Source organism: Curtobacterium sp. MCBD17_035, from assembly GCF_003234815.2.
Taxonomy (GTDB): domain Bacteria; phylum Actinomycetota; class Actinomycetes; order Actinomycetales; family Microbacteriaceae; genus Curtobacterium.
On sequence record NZ_CP126279.1, the window covers coordinates 165,831 to 189,061 of the forward strand.

General features: G+C 73.6%; 20 protein-coding genes. 3 read left to right on the top strand and 17 right to left on the bottom strand.

What is annotated here, in order from left to right:
- Positions 1 to 28 precede the first annotated feature (28 nt).
- On the bottom strand, positions 29 to 898 hold the full coding sequence (locus tag DEI93_RS00820; protein WP_111119530.1) for an ABC-2 transporter permease: 870 nt from the start codon (positions 896 to 898) through the stop codon (positions 29 to 31).
- Positions 895 to 1,803 (bottom strand): ABC transporter ATP-binding protein, encoded by a 909-nt coding sequence (locus DEI93_RS00825; protein ID WP_111010271.1) that lies wholly within the window; start codon positions 1,801 to 1,803, stop codon positions 895 to 897. Before DEI93_RS00825 ends, DEI93_RS00820 begins: the two co-directional genes overlap by 4 nt.
- Before the next feature lie 165 nt (positions 1,804 to 1,968).
- On the opposite strand from DEI93_RS00825, the gene DEI93_RS00830 reads away from it, so the two are divergent.
- Complete coding sequence (locus DEI93_RS00830) at positions 1,969 to 2,277, top strand: hypothetical protein (RefSeq protein WP_111010270.1); 309 nt, start codon at positions 1,969 to 1,971, stop codon at positions 2,275 to 2,277.
- A gap of 12 nt (positions 2,278 to 2,289) precedes the next feature.
- On the opposite strand, the gene DEI93_RS00835 is transcribed toward DEI93_RS00830, so the two are convergent.
- From DEI93_RS00835 to DEI93_RS00855, 5 genes are all read right to left on the bottom strand, one after another.
- Positions 2,290 to 3,378, bottom strand: a complete 1,089-nt coding sequence (locus DEI93_RS00835) for a fatty acid desaturase family protein (RefSeq protein ID WP_111012065.1) — start codon at positions 3,376 to 3,378, stop codon at positions 2,290 to 2,292.
- A gap of 229 nt (positions 3,379 to 3,607) precedes the next feature.
- Entirely contained in the window at positions 3,608 to 4,783 is a 1,176-nt protein-coding gene (locus tag DEI93_RS00840; RefSeq protein WP_111119529.1) for a pyridoxal phosphate-dependent aminotransferase, read from the bottom strand.
- A 159-nt stretch (positions 4,784 to 4,942) separates the two neighbouring features.
- A complete protein-coding gene (locus DEI93_RS00845; RefSeq protein ID WP_111120669.1) occupies positions 4,943 to 5,902 on the bottom strand; it encodes a DMT family transporter in 960 nt (319 codons plus the stop codon).
- A 3-nt stretch (positions 5,903 to 5,905) separates the two neighbouring features.
- Positions 5,906 to 6,322, bottom strand: a complete 417-nt coding sequence (locus DEI93_RS00850) for a GNAT family acetyltransferase (protein WP_111050097.1) — start codon at positions 6,320 to 6,322, stop codon at positions 5,906 to 5,908.
- Positions 6,323 to 6,397: 75 nt separating this feature from the next.
- Positions 6,398 to 9,895: a bifunctional proline dehydrogenase/L-glutamate gamma-semialdehyde dehydrogenase gene (locus DEI93_RS00855; RefSeq protein WP_111120668.1), complete on the bottom strand. Its 3,498-nt coding sequence runs from the start codon at positions 9,893 to 9,895 to the stop codon at positions 6,398 to 6,400.
- Positions 9,896 to 10,063: 168 nt separating this feature from the next.
- Here DEI93_RS00855 and DEI93_RS00860 point away from each other — a divergent pair, with 168 nt between their 5' ends.
- A complete protein-coding gene (locus DEI93_RS00860; RefSeq protein ID WP_111027333.1) occupies positions 10,064 to 10,966 on the top strand; it encodes a LysR substrate-binding domain-containing protein in 903 nt (300 codons plus the stop codon).
- A gap of 20 nt (positions 10,967 to 10,986) precedes the next feature.
- Here DEI93_RS00860 and DEI93_RS00865 read toward each other — a convergent pair whose 3' ends face one another.
- From DEI93_RS00865 to DEI93_RS00905, 9 genes are all read right to left on the bottom strand, one after another.
- Entirely contained in the window at positions 10,987 to 11,547 is a 561-nt protein-coding gene (locus tag DEI93_RS00865) for a hypothetical protein (RefSeq protein ID WP_111120667.1), read from the bottom strand.
- Positions 11,544 to 12,995 carry a DUF58 domain-containing protein gene (locus tag DEI93_RS00870; RefSeq protein ID WP_111120666.1) on the bottom strand — a complete coding sequence of 484 codons (1,452 nt, stop codon included), beginning with the start codon at positions 12,993 to 12,995 and terminating at the stop codon, positions 11,544 to 11,546. Before DEI93_RS00870 ends, DEI93_RS00865 begins: the two co-directional genes overlap by 4 nt.
- Complete coding sequence (locus DEI93_RS00875) at positions 12,992 to 14,062, bottom strand: AAA family ATPase (RefSeq protein WP_258372364.1); 1,071 nt, start codon at positions 14,060 to 14,062, stop codon at positions 12,992 to 12,994. Before DEI93_RS00875 ends, DEI93_RS00870 begins: the two co-directional genes overlap by 4 nt.
- Complete coding sequence (locus DEI93_RS00880; RefSeq protein ID WP_146244483.1) at positions 14,059 to 14,562, bottom strand: hypothetical protein; 504 nt, start codon at positions 14,560 to 14,562, stop codon at positions 14,059 to 14,061. Before DEI93_RS00880 ends, DEI93_RS00875 begins: the two co-directional genes overlap by 4 nt.
- Complete coding sequence (locus DEI93_RS00885; protein WP_146244482.1) at positions 14,559 to 15,323, bottom strand: DUF4129 domain-containing protein; 765 nt, start codon at positions 15,321 to 15,323, stop codon at positions 14,559 to 14,561. Before DEI93_RS00885 ends, DEI93_RS00880 begins: the two co-directional genes overlap by 4 nt.
- A gap of 106 nt (positions 15,324 to 15,429) precedes the next feature.
- Complete coding sequence (locus tag DEI93_RS00890) at positions 15,430 to 17,049, bottom strand: cell wall anchor protein (RefSeq protein ID WP_258372363.1); 1,620 nt, start codon at positions 17,047 to 17,049, stop codon at positions 15,430 to 15,432.
- Between the two features lie 83 nt (positions 17,050 to 17,132).
- Complete coding sequence (locus tag DEI93_RS00895; RefSeq protein ID WP_111027337.1) at positions 17,133 to 18,539, bottom strand: hypothetical protein; 1,407 nt, start codon at positions 18,537 to 18,539, stop codon at positions 17,133 to 17,135.
- 236 nt (positions 18,540 to 18,775) lie between these two features.
- Entirely contained in the window at positions 18,776 to 19,705 is a 930-nt protein-coding gene (locus DEI93_RS00900; protein WP_181436139.1) for a helix-turn-helix transcriptional regulator, read from the bottom strand.
- 152 nt (positions 19,706 to 19,857) lie between these two features.
- Positions 19,858 to 20,451 (bottom strand): TetR/AcrR family transcriptional regulator, encoded by a 594-nt coding sequence (locus tag DEI93_RS00905; protein ID WP_181436138.1) that lies wholly within the window; start codon positions 20,449 to 20,451, stop codon positions 19,858 to 19,860.
- Positions 20,452 to 20,709: 258 nt separating this feature from the next.
- Here DEI93_RS00905 and DEI93_RS00910 point away from each other — a divergent pair, with 258 nt between their 5' ends.
- Complete coding sequence (locus DEI93_RS00910; RefSeq protein ID WP_111120664.1) at positions 20,710 to 21,984, top strand: FAD-binding protein; 1,275 nt, start codon at positions 20,710 to 20,712, stop codon at positions 21,982 to 21,984.
- 182 nt (positions 21,985 to 22,166) lie between these two features.
- Here DEI93_RS00910 and DEI93_RS00915 read toward each other — a convergent pair whose 3' ends face one another.
- Entirely contained in the window at positions 22,167 to 23,195 is a 1,029-nt protein-coding gene (locus DEI93_RS00915) for a LacI family DNA-binding transcriptional regulator (RefSeq protein WP_111011212.1), read from the bottom strand.
- Positions 23,196 to 23,231: the final 36 nt, after the last annotated feature.

The following is a 23,231-nucleotide window of genomic DNA, read 5'->3' on the forward strand; positions in this document are numbered from 1 at the left end:
ACCGGCTCGAACAGCCCGGCAGCTCCGGTCAGGCGTCTCGGCGCTCGGCGGCGAGCACGCCGAGACCGACGAACACCCCGGCCCAGAGCCCGAGTACGAGCGCGGCCTGCCAGGGGTCGAGCGACGACGTGAGGCCGTGCGGGTCGTACGACGACATCGTCGAGGCCGCCTGGCTCGGCAGGTAGGCGATCAGGTCGGTTACCCAATGCGCCTGGGTGACACCGCTGAGGATGCTCATGATGATCGGGAGCACGAACAGGATGCCGACCGAGAGCGTGATCGCGAAGGCCGAGTTCCGGACGAGCATCCCGATCCCGACGGCGAGCAGACCCACGAGTGCCAGCGCTCCCGCTCCGCCCAGCAACGCCCCCCACAGACCCGGCTCGCCGAGGTCCGGGTGGAGGCCCGCGCCGGTGACCACGGCGATCGCGATCCCGGTGCTGATCGCGACCGCGACGATCCCGACCCCGAACGCGACGAGGACGAACACGAGCGCCTTGGCACCGAGGGCGTCGAACCGGCGCGGCGCGGCGAGGAACGTCGTACGGATCATCCCGGTGCCGTACTCGCCGGTCACGATCAGGGCGCCGAGCACCGCGACCACGAGCTCCGCGATGCTGGTGCCACCCGTCGCTGCCTGCGCGAGCGCCGAGGTCGCTCCCGGGCGGCTGCCGGTGTCGCCGAGTCCGGTACTCGAGATCGCGACGGCGACGAGGAAACCGAACCCGACCGTCAGCGCGACCGCGATGAGGAAGCACCAGTACGTCGACCGGAGCGTCCAGAGCTTGATCCACTCGGCGTGGAGCAGACCACCGAAGGTCAACCGGGCGGCGACGCCGGAGCGGGGAGCGGTCGACGCTGCCCGGTCGGTGGACGTCCCGATCTCCACGCCGCTCATCGCGCGCCTCCTGACACGTACTCGGTCTGGTCTCGGGTCATCGCGAGGTAGGCCTCCTCGAGCGAGGCGGAGCGTGGCGTGAGTTCGTGCAGCACGAGTCGGTACTCGGCAGCGAACTCACCGATCCACGCCGCGTCCGGCCCGGTGATCTCGAAGCGGTCCGGGGCGACCTGCTGGACGCGTCCGCCGCCCCGCGCGACCGCCTCGGTGAGCGGATCGAGCGCCGGGCCGGCGACGACGACGGACGACCCGGACCGCGCGAGCAGGGCCGCCATGGGTTCGTCGACGAGGAGCCGACCCTTGCCGACGATGACGATGCGATCCGCCGTCTGCGCCATCTCGCTCATGAGGTGGGACGACAGGAACACGGTCCGGCCCTCGGACGCCAGGTGCTTGGCGAGGCCGCGGACCCAGAGCACGCCGTCGGGGTCCAGGCCGTTGACCGGCTCGTCCAGGATCACGACGGCCGGGTCACCGAGCAGCGCAGCCGCGATCCCGAGGCGCTGACCCATGCCGAGCGAGAACCCGCCGACGCGCTTGCCCGCCACGCTGTCGAGCCCGGTCAGGCCGATCACCGTGTCGACGCGCGCCTGCGAGATGCCGTGCGTCGCGGCGAGGGCTCGGAGGTGTGCTCGCGCGCTCCGCCCCGGGTGCACGGCCTTGGCGTCGAGCAGCGCGCCGACCTCGTGCAGGGGCGCGCGGTGGTCGGCGTAGCGACGGCCGTTGATGGTGGCGGAGCCCGCGGTGGGACGGTCGAGGCCGAGCATGAGCCGCATGGTCGTCGACTTGCCCGCGCCGTTCGGCCCGAGGAACCCGGTCACGAGCCCCGGTTGCACCGTGAACGTCAGGTCCTGCACGGCCGTCGTCGCGCCGAAGTGTTTCGTCAGTCCTGCAACGTCGATCACGTCGTCGCCCTCCCCCTGGCTCCCGCGCCTGTGCGGCGGTGGCACTCACCATAGGGGAGGAACGGGTCACTCCGGCAGGGTCAATCGGCGCGGATGTGGATCGACTCGGCACTCGACGCGCGTGTGGAGGACCTGGCACGCTGTGGCTGACGAGGGGAGCGACCGATGGCCGAGGACGAGCGAGATCGCGCACCCGCGCCCGAGGGGGTCGGACGCTTCGCGCATCTGCCGCCGGAGGTGGATCCCGCCGAGGTCGTCATCGAGATCCCGGCGTTCGAGGACGACCGCCTTGCTCCGCCGCCCGTTCCGCCCGCCGCGGCACCCGAGCTCGTCGCCGCGACCCAGGTCGCCGAGGCGTCCGGCGGTCGGAGGACGATCCACCGGACGCAGGTCCGCGCCGGACTGGTCATCGCGGGCGTGCCGATCGCGGGCGTCGTGGTGGTCGCCCTGCTGGAGATCCTGTTCGGGGAGTGAACCCGAGGGCGGTCAGCGCACCCGGAGTTCGGCCACGAGCGGGCAGGCGAACGGGTCGCGCGCGGCGAGGCCGACCTCGTTGAGGTACCGGACGACGATGCCGTAGGACCGCACGAGCGTGGTCTCGGTGTAGGGCACGTCGAGCGTCGCACAGTGGTCGCGGACCAGCAGGCGAGCCTGCTTGAGCGCCGGCCGCGGCATGCTCGGGAACAGGTGGTGCTCGACCTGGTAGTTGAGGCCGCCCATGAGGAACGACACCCACCAGCCGCCGCGGATGTTCCGGGAGGTCCGCACCTGTCGCGAGAAGAAGTCGACCTGGGCGTCGTGCGCCAGCACGGGCATGCCCTTGTGGTTCGGGGCGAACGAGGCGCCCATCATCACGCCGAACACCGCGAGCTGCACCCCGAGGAACGCGAACGCCATGCCGAGCGGCAGGAACCAGAACACCACGGTCAGGTAGATGCCGAAGCGGGCCGCCAGGAGGCCGCCCTCGATCCAGCGGTGTCGGGCGTCCGCCTTGGTCGCGGCGCCGGTCACGACCGAGCGGACCGCGAGCCAGTGGAGGTTGATGCCCTCGAGGGTGAGGAGCGGGAAGAACGCGTACCCCTGGACCCGCACGAGCAGGCGGAGCGGACCGCGCGCCGCGGCGGCGTCCTCCGGACGGAACCGGATGGTGTCCGGCGCGATGTCCGGGTCCTTGCCGACCGTGTTCGGGTTCCCGTGGTGCCGGGTGTGCTTGTTCATCCACCAGGAGTAGCTCAGCCCGACGAGGAAGGTCCCGAGCAACCGGCCCGCCTGGTCGTTCCACTTGTGCGATGCGAACACCTGCCGGTGCGCGGCTTCGTGCGACAGGAACGCGAACTGGGTGAACAGGACGCCGAGCGCGGCCGCGACGATGAGCTGGAACCAGGAGTGGCCGAGGAGCGCGAACGCGGCCCACACGACCCCGAGCGACCCGATGAGGGCGCCGAACAGCGCCCAGTAGAAACCGATGCGGCGGCCGAGGAGGCCTTGCTCCTTGACCTGGGCGAGGATCGAGGAGTACGTGGACGTGCCGCTCGTGGTGCCGGAGCGGGGACGCGTGCGGACGATGCGCGGCACGGTCGGATCGGTGGTCGTCAGGGCGACTGCTTCCGTGGGGGGAGCGGCCCTTCGGCCGGCTCCTGTCGGGTTCCCCCGCGGGTGCGAGGTTGGCGTCAACGTAGGGGGACGAGATGCGCGTTCGCTGTCCATGCGCCCTGAGTCGGCCTGGCTCGCCCGTACCCCGTTCGGTCCTCGCTGCCATCCCGGAAGCCCGGGTGCCCGCTGTGTCGCGGGCCGGTGCCGCCGATCAGCCCAAGGACGACACGAATCGGCCGAGGCGCGCCAGACCCTCGTGCAGTGCGTCCATCGACGCCGCGTACGACAACCGCACGTGCGACTCCGCCGTGTGGACTCCGAAGTCGCGGCCCGGCGTCAGGGCGACGTGCGCCTCGTGCAACGCCCGCTCGCAGAACTGCCACGAGCTGAGTCCGGTCCCGGTCACGTCGAAGTACACGTAGAACGCACCGTCCGGCGGGACCGGCACGGGGAGGCCGATCCGCGCGAGGCCGTCGAGCACGACCGCCCGCCGCTCGGCGAACTCCGCTCGCCGCGCCTCCGCCACGGCGAGCGATTCCGGGGTGAAGCACGCGAGTGCCGCCGCCTGCGCCGGCGCGGACGCGCACAGGAAGTAGTTCTGCGCCAGGCGTTCGGTCACGGGCACGAGTTCCTCGGGCACGACGCACCAACCCAGACGCCACCCCGTCATGCCGAAGTACTTCGAGAAGCTGTTGACGACGATGGCGTCGGGATCGATCGACAGCACACTGCGCGGACGCCGACCCTGCTCGTCCCGGTCGCTGAGGTCGAGGTAGATCTCGTCCACGATCCGCCACGCGCCGCGCTCCCGCGCCGTCGCACAGATCGCCGCGAGGTCCTCGGGACGGATCGAGGTGCCCGTCGGGTTCGAGGGCGTCGCGATCATCACGCCTGTGGTCCGCTCCGTCCAGTTCGCCCGGACGGCGTCGTCGTCGAGCTGGAACCGCGTCTCGGCGGTCGTCGGGACGAGGGTCACCCGTCCCCCGAACGTCTCGACCAGTTCGCGGTTGCAGGGGTACGACGGGTCCGCCATGAGCACCTCGTCACCGGCGTCGACGAGCGCGGCCGTCGCGAGGAGCAACGCCGCCGACGCGCCCGCCGTCACGACGATCCGCGCGGGGTCGATCTCGACATCGTGCTGCGTCCGGTAGAACGCGGCGATCGCCGCGCGCAGCGCCGGGAGGCCCAACGCGGCCGTGTAGGGGAGTGGCCGTCCGTCGGCCACCTGGCGCAGGGCCTCCAGGACGGCGGGTGGTGCGCCGGAGTCGGGCTCGCCGAGGCTGAGCTTGACGACGTCGTGGCCCTCGGCCTCGAGGGCTGCCGCCTGCTTGCCGAACTCCATCGCGTAGAAGGGTGCGACGGCGCGGGCGCGGTGCGAGAGCTGCATGGGGACCTCCGGATGCTGCGGGCACTCGATTCTCCCTCAGCCGCCCGGCAGGTTCCGCCCCCCCCCCGAGCCCTTCCGCCGCTCGCCGCCCGCCCGAGCCCGAGCCCTTCCGCCTGTTCTCGGCGACCGGCTCCGCGGAACCAGCGGTTCCTGGGGAGGTCAGCGCGGCGGGCGGACCAGCACCACCGCGACGAGGAGCAGCACGATGCCGACCACACCCGCGACCGTGAGCGGCTCGTGGAGCACCACGACCGACAGCACGGTCGCCACCAGCGGCTCCACGAGTGACAGCACCGCCGCGGTCGTCGCCGCGACCCCGCGCTGGAGTCCGCCGTAGAACGCCAGGTACCCGAGCACGGTCTGCACGAGCGCCAGGAACGCGACCCCGTCCCACGCCGAGGGCCCCGCGCTCGCGAGGTGGAACCCGGTGCACAGCGCGAACACGGCGGACAGCATCCCGGCGAGGGTGAACGACACGGCGATGAGCGTCGACGGCCCGAGACCCGGGATCACACGCCGGTTCACGATCGAGGTCCCCGCGAACGCCAGCCCGGCCACGAGCGCGAGCAGCACGCCGACCGTGTTCGAGGACCCGACGGCAACGCCGGCGCCGGAGACACTCGCGCTGCCGGCCCCGGGCTCGGAGCCCGAGACGTCGCTGACAAGCAGGAGCCCGACGACCGCGGTGGCGAGCGCGAGGACCACCGTGGCGCGGGGCGGCCGGCGCTCGTGCAGCGCCGTGGCGACCGCGACCGCCACGGGCGCGACCCCGAGGGAGATGACGGTCGACACCGCGACGCCGACGAGCGAGACCGACTCGAAGTACGCGGTGCCGTACACGCCGGTCAGGACGGCCGTCAGGAGGACGTGCCCCAGGGCCTCCCGACTGCGCGGGACGCGCCGGAGGCCGCCCATCGCCGCGGTGACCGCGAGCATGACGATTCCGCCGCCGAGCAGACGGAGCGCCGAGATCGCCGGCCAGGACATCGCGCTGTCCGCGGCCACGATCGTGCCCGCGACCCCACCGGTGCCCCAGAGTGCGGCGCCGAGTGCGACCAGGACGCTCCCGGACCGGGCCGAGTGGGGAACGGCTCGGCCGGTGTCGCGAGGATCGGGCACGACTCAGTCCTCGATCAGGCGCTTCCCCATGCTGACGGCCTCGTACGGGGCGTAGCCGAGGTGCTCGTAGAAGTCGACGACCCCGGTGTTGTCGGGCCGGACCTGGAGCTGCACCTTGGGGCACCCGAGCGCCAGGAGCGCCCCCTCCGCGCGTTCGACGAGCGCGCGACCGAGTCCCGTGCCGCGCTGGTCGTCTCCGACCGCCAGGTAGTTGATCCAGCCGCGGTGCCCGTCGTACCCCGCCATCACCGCGCCGACGATCCGCCCGGCGTCCTCGGCGACGAAGAACATCTCGGGCTGCACGGTCTGCTTGCGGCGGACGTCCTCGTGCGGGTCGTTCCACGGGCGGGTCAGCCCGGCCTCACGCCAGAGCGCCACCACGGCCTCGGTGTCGGTGTCCTCGAACGAACGGATCTCCATCGCACACACTCCTTCTGCGGCCATCCTCTCGTGCACGGCTTCTCCGCTCGGGCGCGGGGAGCCAGCGACGGGGTGTCAGATGAGCCCGTCCGACAGGTGGTTCGGTGTCCCGAAGCGGTGGGCCGTGATCGCGATGGACTGCTCTCGCAGGAACGGCAGCAGCTCGATGCGGCCCGCCTCGGTGACCGGTCCGGCGTACACGGCGAGGTCGGGCCTCCCGTTCGTCGCGACGGCGAGGGCACGCACGGCCTCGGCGTCCCCGTCGATGAGCCGGATCCGCCCGCCGCCGAGTCGGCCAGCACGGGCGTGGAACGCCTCGGCGGACTCGACGGCCACCGATCCCACGTGGGGCTCGGCGCGGAGTGCGGTCCGCACGGCCTCGGGGAGCGTGCACTCCGGGTCGACCGAGACCGCGACCGCCGCCCCCGCGGCAGCCGCCGCACCGACCACGCGGACGAGCGACGCGACGCTGCCACCCGCGACGAGCCGGACGAGCACGGGTTCCGGCCACGGCAGGTACCGGGCCACGTTCCGCTCGGCGCTGAGCCCGGAGACGTCCGCGGCGGTGCCGAACAGCGTCGACCACGCGTGCGCGTCGGACCGGAAAGCGCGCGCGAGCAGCGCACGGTCCGGCTCGGACAGCCCGGCACCGGCATCAGCCTGGAGGCGCGCCACGGCCGCGGACGTCACCGCATCACCGGCGCTCGCCGTGGTCGGCTCCCACGAACCGAGGCCGATGAGGTAGTTGACACCCCCGGCCTTGGTGCCGGGCCCGACGGCGGATCGCTTCCACCCGCCGAAGGGCTGCCGCCGGACGATCGCGCCCGTGATCCCCCGGTTGACGTAGAGGTTCCCGGCCTCGACCCGCGACAGCCATGCGCCGATCTCGGCGGGATCGAGCGCGTGCAGCCCCGAGGTCAGTCCGTAGTCGACCTCGTTCACGATGTCGATGGCCTCGTCGAGGGTGTCCGCGGTCATGACGCCGAGGATCGGCCCGAAGTACTCCGTGCGGTGGTAGTCCGATCCGCGCCGGACCCCACCGCGCACCCCGGGGCTCCAGAGCAGACCGCGATCGTCGAGCTGCTCGGGCCGGAGCTGCCACGTCTCGCCAGGGCCGAGCTCGGTCAGGCCCGTGAGCAACTTGCCGCTGGCTGGCTCGATGATCGGGCCCATCTGCGTCGTCGGGTCCCAGGGGTACCCGACGGTCAAGGACGACACCGCGTCGAGCAGCTGGTGCTTGAACCGCTTCGACCGGGCGACCGAGCCGACCAGTACGACGAGCGACGCTGCGGAGCACTTCTGCCCGGCGTGCCCGAAGGCGGACTGCACGACGTCCTTGACGGCGAGGTCGAGGTCCGCGGACGGCGTCACGATGATCGCGTTCTTGCCGCTCGTCTCGGCGAGGAGCGGCAGATCGGGCCGGAAGGACCGGAAGCGCTCCGCTGTCTCGTACGCGCCCGTGAGGATCACCCGATCGACGAGTGGGGAGGCGACGAGGTCTCGGCCGAGGTCCTCCTCCGACACCTGCACGAGCGCGAGCACGTCGGCGGGCGCGCCCGCGGCGGCCAGTGCATCGCCGATGACACCGGCCAGCACCGCGCCGCAGCGCTCGGCCGGACCGGCGGGCTTGAGCACGACTCCCGATCCGGCAGCCAGCGCCGCGAGCGTCGACCCGGCCGGGATCGCGACGGGGAAGTTCCACGGCGGCGTCACGAGCGTCAGGGCAGCGGGGACGAACCGGGCACCGTCGACCTCGTCGAGCGACCGCGCGAGTTCGGCGTACCAGTGGGCGAAGTCGACGGCCTCGGACACCTCGACGTCGGCCTGGTCGATCGTCTTGCCGGCTTCGGCCCCCATGACCTGGACCAGCTCGGTGCGGTGCGCCTCGAGCGCCGCACCGATGGCGTGCAGGACCCTCGCTCGGTCCTCGCCGGACCACGATCCCCACGTCGAGCCTGCCTCGCGCACGCGCTGCAGGGCGGCGGCGAGGGTGTCCGGCTCGGTGATCCGGGCCTCCTGCACGGCGTCGACGCCGAGCGTGCTCGTGGACATCCGCTCGATGACGCCGCGCGCCCACACGCGGTGCTCGGCGACCGACGGATCTGTGTCCGGCGTGTTCTCGAAGTGCCCGAGGGTCGGCCGCGGAACTGCCGCGAACCGGTCGGCGACCCGATGCGGAGCAGGAGCCTGAAGGCCGCCGGACTCGGCGAGCGGAGCGAGTGACGCGCGGAACCGGTCGGCCTCGCGCTCGAACAGCGCCTCGGACGTCGACAGCTCGAACACGGCGGACATGAAGTTGTCCGGCGAGGCGCCTTCTTCGAGGCGACGGATCAGGTACGCGATCGCGACGTCGAACTCGCTCGGGTGCACCACCGGCGTGTAGAGCAGGAGACCCCCGACGGTCCGCTTGACGGCCTCGGCCTGCCCCTGGGCCATGCCGAGGAGCATCTCGAACTCGATGCCGCTCTGCACCCCGCGCTCCCCGGCCAGGAGCCAGGCGTGCGCGATGTCGAACAGGTTGTGCCCGGCGACCCCGACCCTGACGTTGGCGATGCGCGACGGCGTGAGGGCCCAGTCGAGCACGCGCTTGTAGTTCGTGTCGGAGTCCTGCTTGGTGTGCCAGGTCGCCAGGGGCCAGCCGTGGATCGAGGCCTCGACCTGCTCCATGGGCAGGTTCGCGCCCTTGACGAGCCGGACCTTGATCCCGGCGCCGCCGCGGGCGCGGCGTGCCGCGGACCACTCCTGGAGCCGCTGCATGGCGCCGAGCGCGTCCGGCAGGTACGCCTGGAGCACGATCCCGGCCTCGAGGTCGAGGAACGCCGGATCGTCGAGCAGCGTCGTGAAGACCGCGATCGTCAGGTCGAGGTCCTTGTACTCCTCCATGTCGAGGTTGATGAACTTGTGAGGGGAGGCGGCGGACGCTCGGGCGAACAGGGGGCGGAGCTTGGCGACGACGTCGGCGACGGCTTCGTCGAAGGCCCAGGGCGAGTGCGGGTGCACGGTCGACGACACCTTGATCGACACGTAGTCGACGTCGTCGCGGGCGAGGAGCCGCTCGGTGCCTTCGAGTCGACGCGCGGCCTCGCGCTCGCCGAGGACCGCCTCGCCGAGCAGGTTCATGTTGAGGCGCACGCCCTCGCGCTTGACCCGTTGGATCGCCGGCCCGAGCGCGGAGTCGGACGCGTCGATGATCAGGTGCCCGACCATCCGCCGGAGCACGCGGCGCGCGATCGGCACGACGACGCCCGGCAGGACCGGGGCGAGCCCGCCACCGGCGCGCACGAGCGCACGCATGGCGGCCGGGAGGAACGTGGGGACGTCCGGCGCGATCCGATGGAGCGTCCGGGCGGCGACGGTCCGGTCCTCCGGCCTGACCACGCCGTCGACGAAGCCGACGGTGAACGCGAGGCCCTTGGGGTCGCGGAGCACGCCCGCGAGTTGAGCAGCCGAACCGTCGACGGGGTGGCCGTCGGCCTCGGCGAGCCACCGACGGACGAGCACGATCGTGGCGTCGACGAGGGGATCCGCGGCGGCGCCGTCGATGTCGTGCCGTGGGGTGGCGAGGTCGGTCATGCGCCCAGTATCGGGCTCCGGTTGCGGTAGCACCAGTGACGGTTGGTTCACGGTTATCGGTAGCGTTCCTACCGGGTTATCCACAGGCGTGACAGGTGGCCCCACGCACTGGTCGCGATCCAGCCACAGTGACATCCCACGGTCCACACACCCACACGAGGAGTCCGCATGCTCGACGTCCGGCGCATGGTGATCCTGCGCGAACTCGCCATCCGGGGCACGATCGCCGCCGTCGCCGAGGCGATGTCCTTCACGCCGTCGGCGGTGTCCCAGCAGCTGAACGCCCTCGAGCGCGAAACGGGCCTGGAGCTCCTCCGACCCGCCGGGCGGCGTCTGCAGCTCACCCCGCAGGCCGAGGTGCTCGTCGCCGCGGCGAGCGAGGTGCTCGACGTGCTCGAACGGGCCCAGGGTGCGCTCGACCAGTCACTTCCGAGCGTGCAGGGGCGGGTCCGCGTGGCGGTGTTCCAGTCCGCGGCGCTCGCCCTCATGCCGCCGGCCCTCCGCGCCATGGCCCGCACCCACCCCGACGTCCGCGTGGAGATGGTCCAGCACGAACCGGAGAGCGCCCTGCGCGCCACGTGGGTCCGGGACTTCGACCTCGTCATCGCCGAGCAGTACCCGGCGCATGCCGCCGCGTGGCACGCCGGGTTGGACCGCCAGGACCTGACCCGCGACGCCGTGCGCCTGGCGCTCCCGCCGGTCGACGCACTCGACCAGTCGGTGGACGACCTGCTCGGCGCAGCCGCCATGCCGTGGGTCATGGAGCCGCGCGGGGCCGCATCACGACACTTCGCGGAGCAGGTGTGCCGATCAGCGGGGTTCGAACCCGACGTGCGGTACGAGACGCCGGACCTGCAGACCCAGATCCGCCTCATCGAGTCCGGCAACGCGGTCGCGCTCATGCCGGACCTCGTGTGGACCGGCCGGAGCACCACCTGCCGCCTCGTGCCGCTCCCCGGGCGTCCGCAGCGGACCGTCTTCACGGCACAGCGGGAAGCCGGGGCCGGCTCCCCGGCGCTCCGAGCGCTGCGGCGGACCCTGGAGGCGGCGGCACGGCAGCTCCGGGCATGACCGGACGACGCGGGCGACCCTCAGCCGTCCGACGACCGACGACTCCCGCCGAGCGCCGGGACGAGCACCGCGACCGCGACCGCGACGATCGCCACCGCCGCGAGGACGGCGATCCACGTGATGCCGTCATCGGCGCCGCCACGGACCCCGACCATGCGCACCACGGCCGCCACGAGCTGCGTCCCCGCCTGCACCGCGACGAACCGGAGTGCCGACGGCCGCAGTGCCCGCAGTTGCACGAGGGCTCGCCGGGGTGCGACCGACGCCACCATGCCGACCGCGACGATCAGGTGCGTGCTGAGGAGCACGACTGCGAGCGGACCCCATCCAGCCCCGGCACCCCCGGCGACGGCGGCCACTGCGAGCTGCACGACCAGTCCGGCGGTGAACGGCCCACGCGGGAACACCGCCGACGCGGCGACGAGCGCCGCCGCGAGTGCGAACCACCACCCGCTCGGACCGACGGCCACCCACGCCCCACCGAGGCCCGCGACGACGCCGAGCGCGGTCAACACCCACGCCGGCAGGGCACGTCCGACATGGGGGAACGACCGGGAGGCCCGGCTCGCCTCCGCACTCATGGCCGCCGCCTCGCTCTGCTCAGCAGCCGCACGGCGACCGCGGGCGGCGTCCCGTCGGCGGTCCGCCAGGTGATCGGTTCCACCCCGGCCGCTCGCATCCGATCGAACCGGACCCGGCGTTCGAGCTCGACGAGCCGCGACGCGACGCGCTCCTGCCGGTCCGCGTCGGAGCGATCGAGCGGCGGGAGCACGTCGACGGCGACCACGCGGCGGCCGGTCGCCGCCCAGGTGATCGCCATCGCTGCGGGATGGTCGTCGAGGAAGGTCGAGAGCACCACGACGAGCGAGGCCGCGGGCACGGTCGGCGCGCGCACCGGCCCCGGGGTGTCGCTCGTCGGGACCGCTCGTGCCGTCGCAGAGCGGAGGCGGTCGAGCTGCCGCACCCCTCCGCGGGGTTCGATGCCCGTCACAGCACCGGCGAGGTCCCGGAAGCCCACTCGGTCGCCTGCGCCGATGTACGCCGAGGCCAGGGTGGTGGCGGCCTCGCGGGCGAGGTCGAGCGACGTCGCGCTCCGCCCGGGTCCCGCAGTACCGGACCAGCGGGTGACGTCCGGCCCGACGTCGTCACGGTCGTCGAGCACGATGACGACCACGGCGTCGGCGGTGGACGACGTACGCCGCACGTACAGCTCGCCGGGCTGCTGCGCTCGTCGTGCCGTTCGTCGCCAGTCGATCCGTCGGAGCCGGTCCCCGGGGGCGAAGAGCGCGAGGTCGCGGAACTCCCCGCCGTCGCCGCGGCTGCTCGACTCGTGGGTCCCCGTGGTGCCGACGAGCCGGTGCGGCATGGGCAGCTGTTCGATCCGCAGGCGCGGTGGCGGGACGACCGCGCGGAGCGTCGGTCCCTCCTCCGGCAGGGTGACCGCGGTGCCGCCCTGCGCGATGAGCGCGAGGTCGAGCCGGACCACGGCCTGCGGCCCGGAGTGGAGGACCGTGACCGGCCCGCGGAGTGCCGCCGCGGTGGACGGCGTGACCAGGACACGCCGGGTGGATCCGTCGGCGAGGGTCGCCACGACGGCGACCGCCTCGGCGACCTGGGGTGCCCGGAGTTCGACGTCGACCATGACGCCCCGCCCGTTGTCCTCGGGTCGCACCGCGGTTCGGGTCCGGATGACACCCGCGCGGCCGCGAGCGGGGTCATGCCCGAGCGCGGCGATCACGAGCAGCGGTGCGGCCACGAGGGCGAACTCGACGCGGGCCGTCACGAGCGCGAGCCCGGCGAGGAACACCGCGGCTGCGATCGCAGCGGTGATCGGCGGGTTCGGCACCCACCGCACGCGGTACGCCTGGTCCGTCGAGCGCACGCCGGGCGTGGCGTCCTCGGGCACGGCGGCGGACGAGGACCGGAGGGGCGCCCCTCCGGGCAGCAGCGCTCCGGACGGCGCCCCTCCGGACGGGACAGCTCCGGACGGGACCCCGACGGGCAGGTGCCATCCGTCGTCGTCGCTCACCGGGCCTCCCGACCGGCAGTGGCGTCCGTCGCCCGACCCGTGCCGATGCCGCCACCCGTGCCGGCGCCCCGACCCGAGGCCACCGCGGGCGGCCCCGCCACCTGCCCGGCCACCGTCCGGACGACGGTCGCCGGATCGACGCCGTTGGCCCAGGCCTGCGGGGTGAGCGAGAGTCGGTGGGCGAGCACCGGGACGGCGGCGGTCTTGACGTCCTCGGGGGTGACGAAGTCGCGGCCGGCCATCACCGCACGGGCGCGTCCGACGAGCAGGAGCGCCTGTGCACCGCGCGGCGAGGCACCGACCTGGACGTCGCGGTGCTCCCGTGTGCCGACGGCGAGGTCGACGCAGTACAACGCGATGTCCTCGTCGACGTGCACCTGCTCCACCGTCGCCTGCATGCGCAGGAGATCTGCCCCGCTGATCACCGCCGGCACCGTCGCGACCTCGCGCTGGCGTTCGACGCGGTTGAGGAGCACGCGCTGCTCCTCGGTCCTGCTCGGGTAGCCGGCGGCGAGACGCACCATGAAGCGGTCGAGCTGCGCCTCGGGCAGGGCGTAGGTGCCCTCGTACTCGATCGGGTTCGACGTCGCCACGACGTGGAACGGCCGCGGCAGCGGGAAGCGGTCACCCTCGACGGTGACCTGCCCCTCGGCCATCGCCTCGAGCAGTGCCGACTGGGTCTTCGGCGACGTCCGGTTGATCTCGTCGGCCAGGAACAGCCCCGTGAACACCGGGCCGGGCCGGAACACGAACTCCGCCGTGCTTGGGGCGTAGACGAACGAGCCGGTGATGTCCGCGGGCAACAGGTCCGGCGTGCACTGCAGGCGCCGGAAGTCGAGCCCGGACGCCTGCGCCAGGGACCGTGCCGCGAGGGTCTTGCCGAGCCCGGGCACGTCCTCGAACAGGACGTGCCCGCCCGCGAGGATGCTCGCGAACGCCAGCTCGAGGGGCTCCCGCATGCCCACCACGGCGGTCCCGACGGCGTCGAGGACGGCGGCGCTGAGCCGGGCGACCTCGGCCACGGACAGCGGGCTGGGGGTGGTGGTGTCGGCGGTCTGATCGGTCACGGGAGCCTTCCGGACGGTTCCCCGAGCGCCTCCACGGCGATCAGGAGGGACGAGAACGTGGCGAGGTCGAGTTCGGGGTGCCGCGGGCTCAGGAGCACGCGGACGACGTCGGGCGGGAGCAGGCGCTCGACCGCGGGTCGGGCCTCCGGGTCGTCGATGTCGACCCCGTGGTGCACGAGCAGCAGGTGGCCTGCGGCCGCGCGGAGGCGCACGACGGGTCGCTCGGGCACCCCGCCGCGTGAGCGCAGGGACCACGCCAGCGCCTGGACGTCGCGGCGCGCCCCGCGGACCACGTCGGTGGGTGGTGCCGGCCACGTGAGCCGTTCGTCGTCGCGCACCGCCGACCAGGTCAACCCGACCGCGGTGATCACGGCCGCGACGACGACGGCCTGGGGCACCGGGAGTCCGAAGAACCACCCTGCGGCACCGACGACGACCGCGACGACGACCACCTCGACGACTCGGCGCCGAGCGGGCAGTCCCACCGTCGGGCCGCTCACCGGCGCTGCTCCGAGGCCGCGGTGGGTGTCCCGCCCGGCCACCGCTCCTGCAGCGTCCGCAGCGCCACGCGGGCCGCCTGCACCTCGGTCGGCCCGGCCGGCGTGGTGCCGAACCGCACCATCACGTAGAGGTCCCGGAGCGTCCCGACGGCGTTCCGGTCCAGCTCGAGCCGGAGCAGCACCCGCGCCGTGAACTCGGTCGGGGTCTCCGCGACCTGCCGCCGGTAGCCGGCGTCCTCGGCGGCCTCCTGCAGGCCGAGCCACGCGGCGGTGATCGCGTCCGACGCCGGTCGGTCCTGGTCGATGACGTCGAGCGCGCGCGCGAGGCCGCGGTGCACCGTGCGCATCGCGGCCGCCGTGGTCGGGACGTCGACGTCCGACACGTCGTCCGTCAGCAGGCCGGTGGGGAGGCCCGGCTCGGCTCCGCCACGTCGCCGCCGTCCCAGCAGGCGGACCAGGAGCACCACGACGAGTGCGAGCACGACCAGGCCGGCGATCAGCAGTGGCCAGGTCAGGTCGACGTGGAGGGTCGAGCGGTGTCCGGCGGCGCCGGGCTGCGCCGTCGGGGTGGTCGCCGCGGTCGGTCCCGGTGCGGTCGTGGCGGTCGGCAGCGCGATCGTCGGGGACCATCGTGGTCCGCCGAACCGCAGCGGCCCGGCGAACGCCGCTGCCGCGACGACGAGCAACGCGGACACGATCGTGACCACCAGGACCGCGGGGGACCGCCGTCCGGATCCACTCGCGCCCGCGCTGGCCCTCATGGCAGCACGGTAGCCCATGGGTCTGAGCCGCGGATCGGACTCCGAACCGGGAAGTTCCCCGGCTCGGAGTCCGAATCGCGGCTCGACTCGAGCGGATCGCCGCGGCTCAGCCGCGGCTGCGGATCACCGACTCACGGTGCAGGAACAGCAGCGCGAGTCCCACGAGCAGGAGCAGCAGTCCGATCCCGCCGAAGACCGCGATGCCCGTCGAACCCGTGTACGCGAGCGCCGCCGTGGAGGCGGTGGTCGCCATCGCGGCGATCGTGCCGGTGGTGGAGGCGGTGCGGGTCATCGCCGCGGCCGGAGCCGTCGAGAGCACCGTGGCCGGGACGATGCCCGCGGCACGGCCGGTCACCGTGCCCTCGTCACCTGTCGTGGCGGTCGGGTCGTTCCCGGCAGGCGTGGTCGACACGGGGTCGGTGCCGTCAGCGGGGTCCGTGGTGCCCACCGGCGTGGTGGGCTCGGCCGGGCTGGTCGGGTCGGCCGGGCTGGTCGGATCGGCCGGGCTGGTCGGATCCGTGACGACCGGGTTCGTCGGCTCGGCAGGCGTGGTGGGGTCCGGCGTCGTGGTGCTGTTGCCGCCGACCGCCACGGTGGTACCGCCGATGGTGACCGGCAGGCTGATCACCGGGGCGATCTGGGTGCCGGACGCGGTGCCGTCCGAGCCGGAGGTGGTGGTGCCGCCGGTCGTGCCGGTGCCGGTGCTGGTGCCGGTGCCGGTCGTGCCGGAGGTGCCGCTGCCGGTGGTGCCGGTGGAGCTGGCGTCGCCGAGGAGCGCGATCCCGTTGCCGTCGATCGTGACGGGTGCGCTGACCACGGGTGCGACCTGCGTCCCCGAGGCCGTCCCGTCCGAGCCGGAGGTGGTGGTGCTGCTCCCGCCGGTCGACCCGGACCCTGTGGTGCTGCCGCTGGCACCGCTGGCACCGCTGCCACCGTTGCCGGTCGTGCCACTGCCCGAGGTGCCGGTGGAGCTGGCGTCGCCGAGGAGCGCGATCCCGTTGCCGCCGATCGTGACGGGTGCGCTGACCACGGGTGCGACCTGCGTCCCCGAGGCCGTCCCGTCCGAGCCCGAGGTGGCCGGACCCGACCCCGACGCCGGGGTGGACCCGGCGTTCGTGGCCGGTGCCGAGCCTCCCGAGCTGGTGCCGGTGGCGTCCCCGAGGACCGCGATGCTGTCCCCGGTGGCCGTGATCGGTGCGGCGACGTCGGGGGCGACCTGGGTGCCGCCAAGGACGCTGTCGGAACCGGAGGTGGTGGCGGCGGGAGCCGCCGGAGCCGACGCCGCCGACGCGGAGGCGGCCGCCGGAGCCGGGGCAGCGGCCGGAGCGGGCGCGCTGGTCGCGTCACCGCCGATCGCGACCGCCGTCGAGCCGAGGTCCACCGGAACGCTCACGGTCGGCACGACCTGCGTGCCGGACGCGATGCCACCGGAGCCCGAGGTGGACGCCGACGAGGACGTGGGCGCAGCCGATGCGGGCGCAGCCGGTGCGGGCGCAGCCGGTGCGGACGCCGCCGGCGCGGTGGAGGTGCTGGTCGCGTCCCCGAGGACGCTCACGGCGTCACCGGTGGCGGAGACGGGGAGGCCGAAGCTCCCGGCGACCTGCGTGCCGGAGGCGATGCCGTCGGTCCCCGTGGTCTCGGCGGCGTGGGCAGCGAGCCCACCCCCGAGCGAGAGGCCGCTGACGAAGAGGGTGAACCACAGCCCTCTCGAGACGTACTTGTTCATGGACGTGCTCCTGATGTGATCGAGACTGGTGCGCCGCGTGTGCGGCGATGACGCGTCCTGCCAGCGGGGCAGGTGCGTCGGGCTCAATCAGGAGCGACGTCGTGGTCGGCGACGACGGATGCGGGGAGCACGTCGTCACCGGTGGGGAGGATCGGGCCGGCCGCCAGGACGACGGACGCGGGAGTCGAGATGGTCGCCACCGGGGTGGTGGGCGCACCACCGGCGGCGGCGCTGCTGCCACCGGTGGTCCCGGTGGGGGCCGCGGGGGCGGTCGGTGCGGCCGGCGCTGCCGGGAGGACCGGGGTCGCGTCGCCGGGGCGGGTCCCGCCAGCGGTGGAGACGGTCGGGACGGAATCCGTCGTGCCGAGGCCCGATGCGCTGGAGGCCGAGGTTCCCGCGCCCGCACCCGAGCGGACGAGCGTGCTGTCGGCCACGGCGGAGTCGGTCGCGCTGTCGAGTGTCCCGGCGGGCTGACCCTGGGCGGGCTGGCCGTCACCGGGCTGACCCTGACCGGGTGCCACGGGGAGGACCGGACCCACGACCGGGGTCGTCGGGTCGAGGACGGTGGTCGCGGGCGGGAGGGTCGACGTCACGGGCGAGAGGATCGGGGCGATGCCGCCGAGCACGGGATCGACCACGGAGCCGACGCCCCCGAGGACGGGTGTGACGACGGGGGAGACCGCGCCGAGCACCGGGCCGACCACCGGGTCGAGGACCGGCGAGGTGACCGGGTCGACCGCACCGGGGAGTCCGCCGACGGCCGCGCCGGCGCCCCCGAGCGCGCCGTCGACGAGGCCCGTCACGGGAGCGGTCACGGACCCGAGGGCGCCGGCGCCGAGGACGGGTCCGACCACGGGCAGCGCACCGACCGGCCGCGACCCGAGGACACCCGCGACCGGCCGGAGGGCCCCGTCGAGGGTGCCGGCCGTCGCGCCGAGCGTGCCGCGCGTCCCACGGTCGGCCGTGGGCGTCGTGCTCGTACCGGTGCGCGTGCTCGCGCCGGCGGGTGCGGGCCGGTTGCTCGGGGTCGTCGCTGCGCCGGAAGTGGTCGACGGCGCGGTGCTGCCCGGAGCGGGCGTGCTGCCCGCGGACCTGCTCGGCGCGGAGCTGATCGGGACCGCCGTGCTCGGGGCCGGGGTGCTGGGGGCCGGGCTGTGCGCACTTGGGGCCGGAGCTGCCGGGCGGGGCGCAGGAGCTGCCGGGCGGGGCGCAGGAGCTGCGGGAGCGGGCGCCGCCGGGGCCGGAGCCGGTGCTGCGGGACGGGTCACGGGCTGGACCGCGGTGCCGACGCCGTCGACCACACCGCTGACGGTGTTCCCCACGGCGCCGAGCAGGGAGTGCGACGAGGTCGTGCCCGGGGTCGTCTCGGCCGCCGAGGCCGGCTTCGCCCCGAGGAGCAGTCCGAGCACGACCAATGCCGCTGCGACGACGGTGCCGAGCAGGGCGAGCCGGACGAGCGCGATCCTGGGTGCGCGCAACGGCTTGTCCATGCGCTCACCTCCTGATCTGGCTGCGCACGACTGAGTGGTTGTCAGGGAATGTACTCCGGCTCGTGAGCGGGTCGACGAATGCCAGGGATTTCTCAGGTTCTCCGAGCGGCGGGCGCGACGACGCCCGCCGCTCGCGGAGCGTGCCGCGGGGACGCAGGCGCGCGAGCGTGTGGACCCACGAGCGCGGGTGGCTCCCGGGCCGACGCCGGGCTCCCGCGGTGCCGGCAGCGGGCCGGTCAGTGCCGGAGGGTCTCCTTCGGGTACTCCCCGAACCGCGCCGCGTAGGCCGCCGAGAACCGGCCGAGGTGCAGGAAGCCCCAGCGGTTGGCGACCTCGGCGATCGTCGTCGTCGTGGCACTACGCTCACGGAGCTCCGCGTGCACCCGGTCGAGGCGGACCTCCCGGATGTACGTGTTCGGGGTGACGTCGAACTGGCGCTGGAACGCCTGCTGCAGCGCCCGGAGGCTCAGGTTGGCCTCCTGCGCCAGGTCGGTGCTCGTGATCGGCAGGTGCGCGTTCTCGTGTACGTACTCGACGGCGCGGCGGATGTGCGCGTTCCGGGGGAGCAGCAGATCGCGCGGCAGCCCGTCCGTCTGCTGCGGGAACAGCTCGAGGAACGAGACCGCTCCGAGCCGACCCATCTCGGCCTGGAGGAGCGGGCTGGCCTCGCGGTCCAGGACCGTCTTCGAGATGAGCGACACCGTGTCCCGCCAGAGCTGCATCGCCCCGTCGCTCGGCTCCGCCGTGTGGTCGAACCGGACCGTCGGCGCGTCGAGCCCGCGCTCGGCCGCGACCTCCTCGACGGTGGTTCGTTTGATCTGCACGAGCTTCTGGTCGTAGTCCTCGAAGGCGAACCGGAAGGGGCGGTCCGACGGCCAGATGCGGGGCCGGTTCGGCAGGAGGTCGACCTCGTCGCGCCCCAGGTCGAGCCTGCCCGTACCGGACGTGATCCACTGGACCACGTAGTCGTCCCCGCGCGGCATCTCGCCCTCGAGGCGGCCGTGGAAGCGGACGTTCCGCAACGTCAGGTGGTCGTCGCCGACGACGCTGTACCGGAAGTCGAAGTCGTCCACGGTGCGTTCAGCGCGCCACGATGCTCCGGCGTACTCCGCAGCGAGTACGTCGCGTGCCTCGTCGAGGTCGGCTCCTCGGAGGTCTTTGCGCACGCGGGATGCGCGGTCGTCAGTCATCATCCACCGCGCGCAGTGTCGCACATGCATGCAAACAATTCGTCGGCGCTGTCCGAAGAGCGCGGACGGGCCGCACAGCCGGCCATCGCCCCGGGAGGACGCACGGCCCTTCCGACGGGCCCAGCGCCTCAGTGACCCTCGACGGTGTACACGGCGATGAGCATCGCGGCCGCTGACCGAGCGGACGACGCGGGACGGACCGACCCGTGGATGGCCGCCTCGACCTGCGCGCCCTCGGCGAGCAGGGACACGGCGTGCGCGAGGTGACCCGGCAGCCCCGCCCGGTCGCAGAGCTCGGCCAGGTACCGCTCGAACCAGGTCAGGTGCTCGTCCGCCAGTTGCGCGACGTCCGCATTCCGCCGGCCGAGTTCCCCGTAGCCGTTGATGAAGGCGCAACCGCGGTAGGAGCGCTGCCGGAAGGTCGCCTCGAGGTACGAGAACACGGCGAGGATCTGGTCACGCGGGTCGGTGAACACGGACACCGCGGCGGTCAGGTCGGCGACCCAGGAACGGTGCCGGGCCTCCATGACGGCGACGACCAGCTGGTGCTTCGTCGGGAACTCGCGCCGCAGCGTCTCGAGCGGCAGGCCGGCGTCACGAGCGATCCGCCCCACCGACACCGGCCCGAACCCGCTCCGGTCGAACAGTCGGTCCGCGCTCGACAGGAGCCTCGAGCGGAGCTGCCGTTCGAGGATGGTGGTGTTCAGAGGAGGAGGCGTCATGGTGTGGGGTGTGCGGTGCGCCCCCGATGGTAGGGACGAGCGCTGAGCGCGTACCCCGCCTGTCCGTGATGAGCGGAGACCGGCGGCGATCATCCAGGAAACGCTGTTCCTGGCCTCCGACCGTCACCGCGACCGCGCCGGCCGCGACGTTCCTCCACGTGTGGCGGTCAGGGTGGCGAGCGTCGGAGCGGCTGCACTACCGTGTGCACCACCGCGGGTGAGCGCTCACCCGCGACGCCCGACCCGCGGAGGAGCGGCATGAGCACCATCGAGACCACCGGCGCGGACCTCCGCACGAACTGGGCCGGGAACGTCACCTACCGGGCTCGCGAGGTGGTCAGGCCGACCACCCTCGACGAGCTCCGCACCGCCGTCACGAGCAACCCCCGGGTGACGGCGCTCGGCTCGCGGCACTCCTTCAACCTCGTCGCCGACACCGACGGCGTGCAGATCGCCCTCGGCGCGATGCCCGAGGTCATCGAGATCGACAGCGAGCGGCGGGTCGCCCGTGTCGCCGCCGGACTGACCCACGCGCGGGCTGCCGCCGCCCTCGACGAGGCCGGGTTCGCCCTCGCCAACCTCGCATCGCTGCCACACATCTCCGTCGCGGGCGCCGTGGCGACCGGCACCCACGGATCCGGCGTCCGGAACGCGTCGCTCGCGTCGAGCGTCGTCGGTGTCGAGATCGTGCGTGCGTCCGGCGACGTCGAGGTGCTCGATGCCGACCACCCCGACCTCGACGCCCACCGGGTGGGCATCGGCGCACTCGGCGTCGTCACCGCCGTCCACCTGGCGATCGAGCCCCGGTTCGACGTGGCCCAGCGCATCCACACCGGCCTGCCGTGGGAGGTCGTCGACGCCCGCTTCGAGGACATCATGTCCGCCGGGTACAGCGTCAGCATGTTCACCGGGTACATCCACGACGGCATCCGGCAGGTGTGGACGAAGCGCCGTGTCGACCGCGACGACCCCGTCGTGGACCTCGAGGACCTCGGCGCCATGCCCTCGACCTCGCCGCTGCACCCCGTCCCCGGGTCCGACAACGCCGGCGTGACCGAGCAGGCCGGCGTGCCCGGCCCGTGGCACGAGCGGCTGCCGCACTTCCGATCCTCCTTCACCCCGAGTGCCGGTGCCGAGATCCAGTGCGAGTACCTGCTGCCCGCGTCGGACGCGGTCCCCGCGATCCAGGCCCTGCGCGGCATCGGCGAGGCCATGGCGCCCGTGCTCTACGTCTCCGAGATCCGTCGCGTCGCCGCCGACACCGCGTGGCTCGCCCCGAGCAGCGAGCGGGACTCGGTCGCGTTCCACTTCACGTTCCACCGCGACCCCGAGGGCGTCGCGGCCGTGTTGCCCCTGATCGACGCGGCGCTCGCCCCGTTCGACGCCCGGCCGCACTGGGGCAAGGTCACCGCGATGCCGGCCGACCAGCTCCACGCGGTCTACCCGCGCCTCGGGGAGTTCGCGGCGCTCGCCGACCGGGTCGACCCCGAGCGGCGGTTCCGGAACCCGTTCCTGACCGAGGTGCTCGGCTGAGCGAGGGCACCCGTCGTCCGGCTGCCCGGCTTCCGTGACATCCGACGGTGCCACTGTCGTACGACCGCGGGACCGTCGACGCATGCGTCGGATGCAGCCGCGTCAGGCGACTCGACCGATGTCGAACGACAGCGGGAGCGTCGGGAACAGGCGGCGTTCTCGAGAACCGGGACGCAGGGCGGCTAGCGGTTCGGCGGCGCTGCGCTCGCCCGCTCCACGAGTGACACGGGGACGAGCCCCCCGTGGTCGGGCGCCGACCGCCCCTCGATCTCGGCGATCAGGGTGGACACCGCGCGCCGCCCGACCTCGTCGAACGACTGGTGCACCGTCGTGAGGGGCGGCCAGAACGAGTCGGCCTCGGGCATGTCGTCGAACCCGACCACGCTCAGGGTCCCGGGAACGGCACGCCCGGCCTCGTGTGACGCGCGGAGGATGCCGAGCGCGGTCTGGTCGTTCGCGGCGAAGACGGCGGTGATCTCCGGCCGGGCGGCGATCCGCTGCCCGGCGGTGTAGCCGGCGTCGGTCGTCCAGTCGCCCCGGATGACGTCGGGTACGGGACGCCCGGCCCGTTCGAGGGTGGCGCGCCACGAGGCCTCCCGGCGCATGGCGGAGTACGACGCGCGGGGTCCGCTGACGTGCCAGACGGTGTCGTGGCCCAGGTCGAGCAGGTACTGCGTGGCGATCCGGGCGCCCTCGGCCTGGTCGGTGTCGATCGTGGGGTGCTCGGCGGTGGCGGAGGAGTCGACCACGACGACCGGCACGCCGTCGGGCAGCGCGACCTCGGCGGCGTCGAGCACGTGCGACTCGATGATGATCACGACACCGTCCACGGCCTGTTCGGACAGCCGGGTGAACGCGGACCGGACCCCTGCCTCGGTGCGCCGGGCCATCGGGAGCAGGGTGATCGTGAAGTCGGCTGCGCCCGCGGCCTCGGCGATGGCCTCGAGCGTCCGCATGTTGCCGAACGACGCCAGGGTGAACAGGATCACCCCGATGGTGCGGAACCGCCCCGAGCGGAGGGCCCGGGCGGCACGGTTCGGCCGGTACCCGAGCTCGGCCATCGCACGACGCACGCGCTCCCGGGTGTCGTCGCTGACGTTGTCGAACCCGCGGGCGACGCGGGACACGGTCTGCATCGAGACCCCGGCGGCCTGCGCGACCGCGGCCAGTGACGGGGCCTTGCGGATCTCGGACGGGGTCTCCGTGCTCATCGGGGTCCCCTCCTGGCCCGCCGCGATCGGCCGGGT

Bases quoted from the DNA above. Each gene is read 5' to 3' on its own strand.
- DEI93_RS00840 (WP_111119529.1), bottom strand. From the start codon at position 4,783: ATGCAGCTCTCGCACCGCGCCCGCGCCGTCGCACCCTTCTACGCGATG.
- DEI93_RS00885 (WP_146244482.1), bottom strand. From the start codon at position 15,323: ATGAGGGCCAGCGCGGGCGCGAGTGGATCCGGACGGCGGTCCCCCGCG.
- DEI93_RS00850 (WP_111050097.1), bottom strand. From the start codon at position 6,322: ATGGAGATCCGTTCGTTCGAGGACACCGACACCGAGGCCGTGGTGGCG.
- DEI93_RS00855 (WP_111120668.1), bottom strand. From the start codon at position 9,895: ATGACCGACCTCGCCACCCCACGGCACGACATCGACGGCGCCGCCGCG.
- DEI93_RS00890 (WP_258372363.1), bottom strand. From the start codon at position 17,049: ATGAACAAGTACGTCTCGAGAGGGCTGTGGTTCACCCTCTTCGTCAGC.
- DEI93_RS00915 (WP_111011212.1), bottom strand. From the start codon at position 23,195: ATGAGCACGGAGACCCCGTCCGAGATCCGCAAGGCCCCGTCACTGGCC.
- DEI93_RS00860 (WP_111027333.1), top strand. From the start codon at position 10,064: ATGCTCGACGTCCGGCGCATGGTGATCCTGCGCGAACTCGCCATCCGG.
- DEI93_RS00830 (WP_111010270.1), top strand. From the start codon at position 1,969: ATGGCCGAGGACGAGCGAGATCGCGCACCCGCGCCCGAGGGGGTCGGA.
- DEI93_RS00895 (WP_111027337.1), bottom strand. From the start codon at position 18,539: ATGGACAAGCCGTTGCGCGCACCCAGGATCGCGCTCGTCCGGCTCGCC.
- DEI93_RS00820 (WP_111119530.1), bottom strand. From the start codon at position 898: ATGAGCGGCGTGGAGATCGGGACGTCCACCGACCGGGCAGCGTCGACC.
- DEI93_RS00910 (WP_111120664.1), top strand. From the start codon at position 20,710: ATGAGCACCATCGAGACCACCGGCGCGGACCTCCGCACGAACTGGGCC.
- DEI93_RS00865 (WP_111120667.1), bottom strand. From the start codon at position 11,547: ATGAGTGCGGAGGCGAGCCGGGCCTCCCGGTCGTTCCCCCATGTCGGA.
- DEI93_RS00905 (WP_181436138.1), bottom strand. From the start codon at position 20,451: ATGACGCCTCCTCCTCTGAACACCACCATCCTCGAACGGCAGCTCCGC.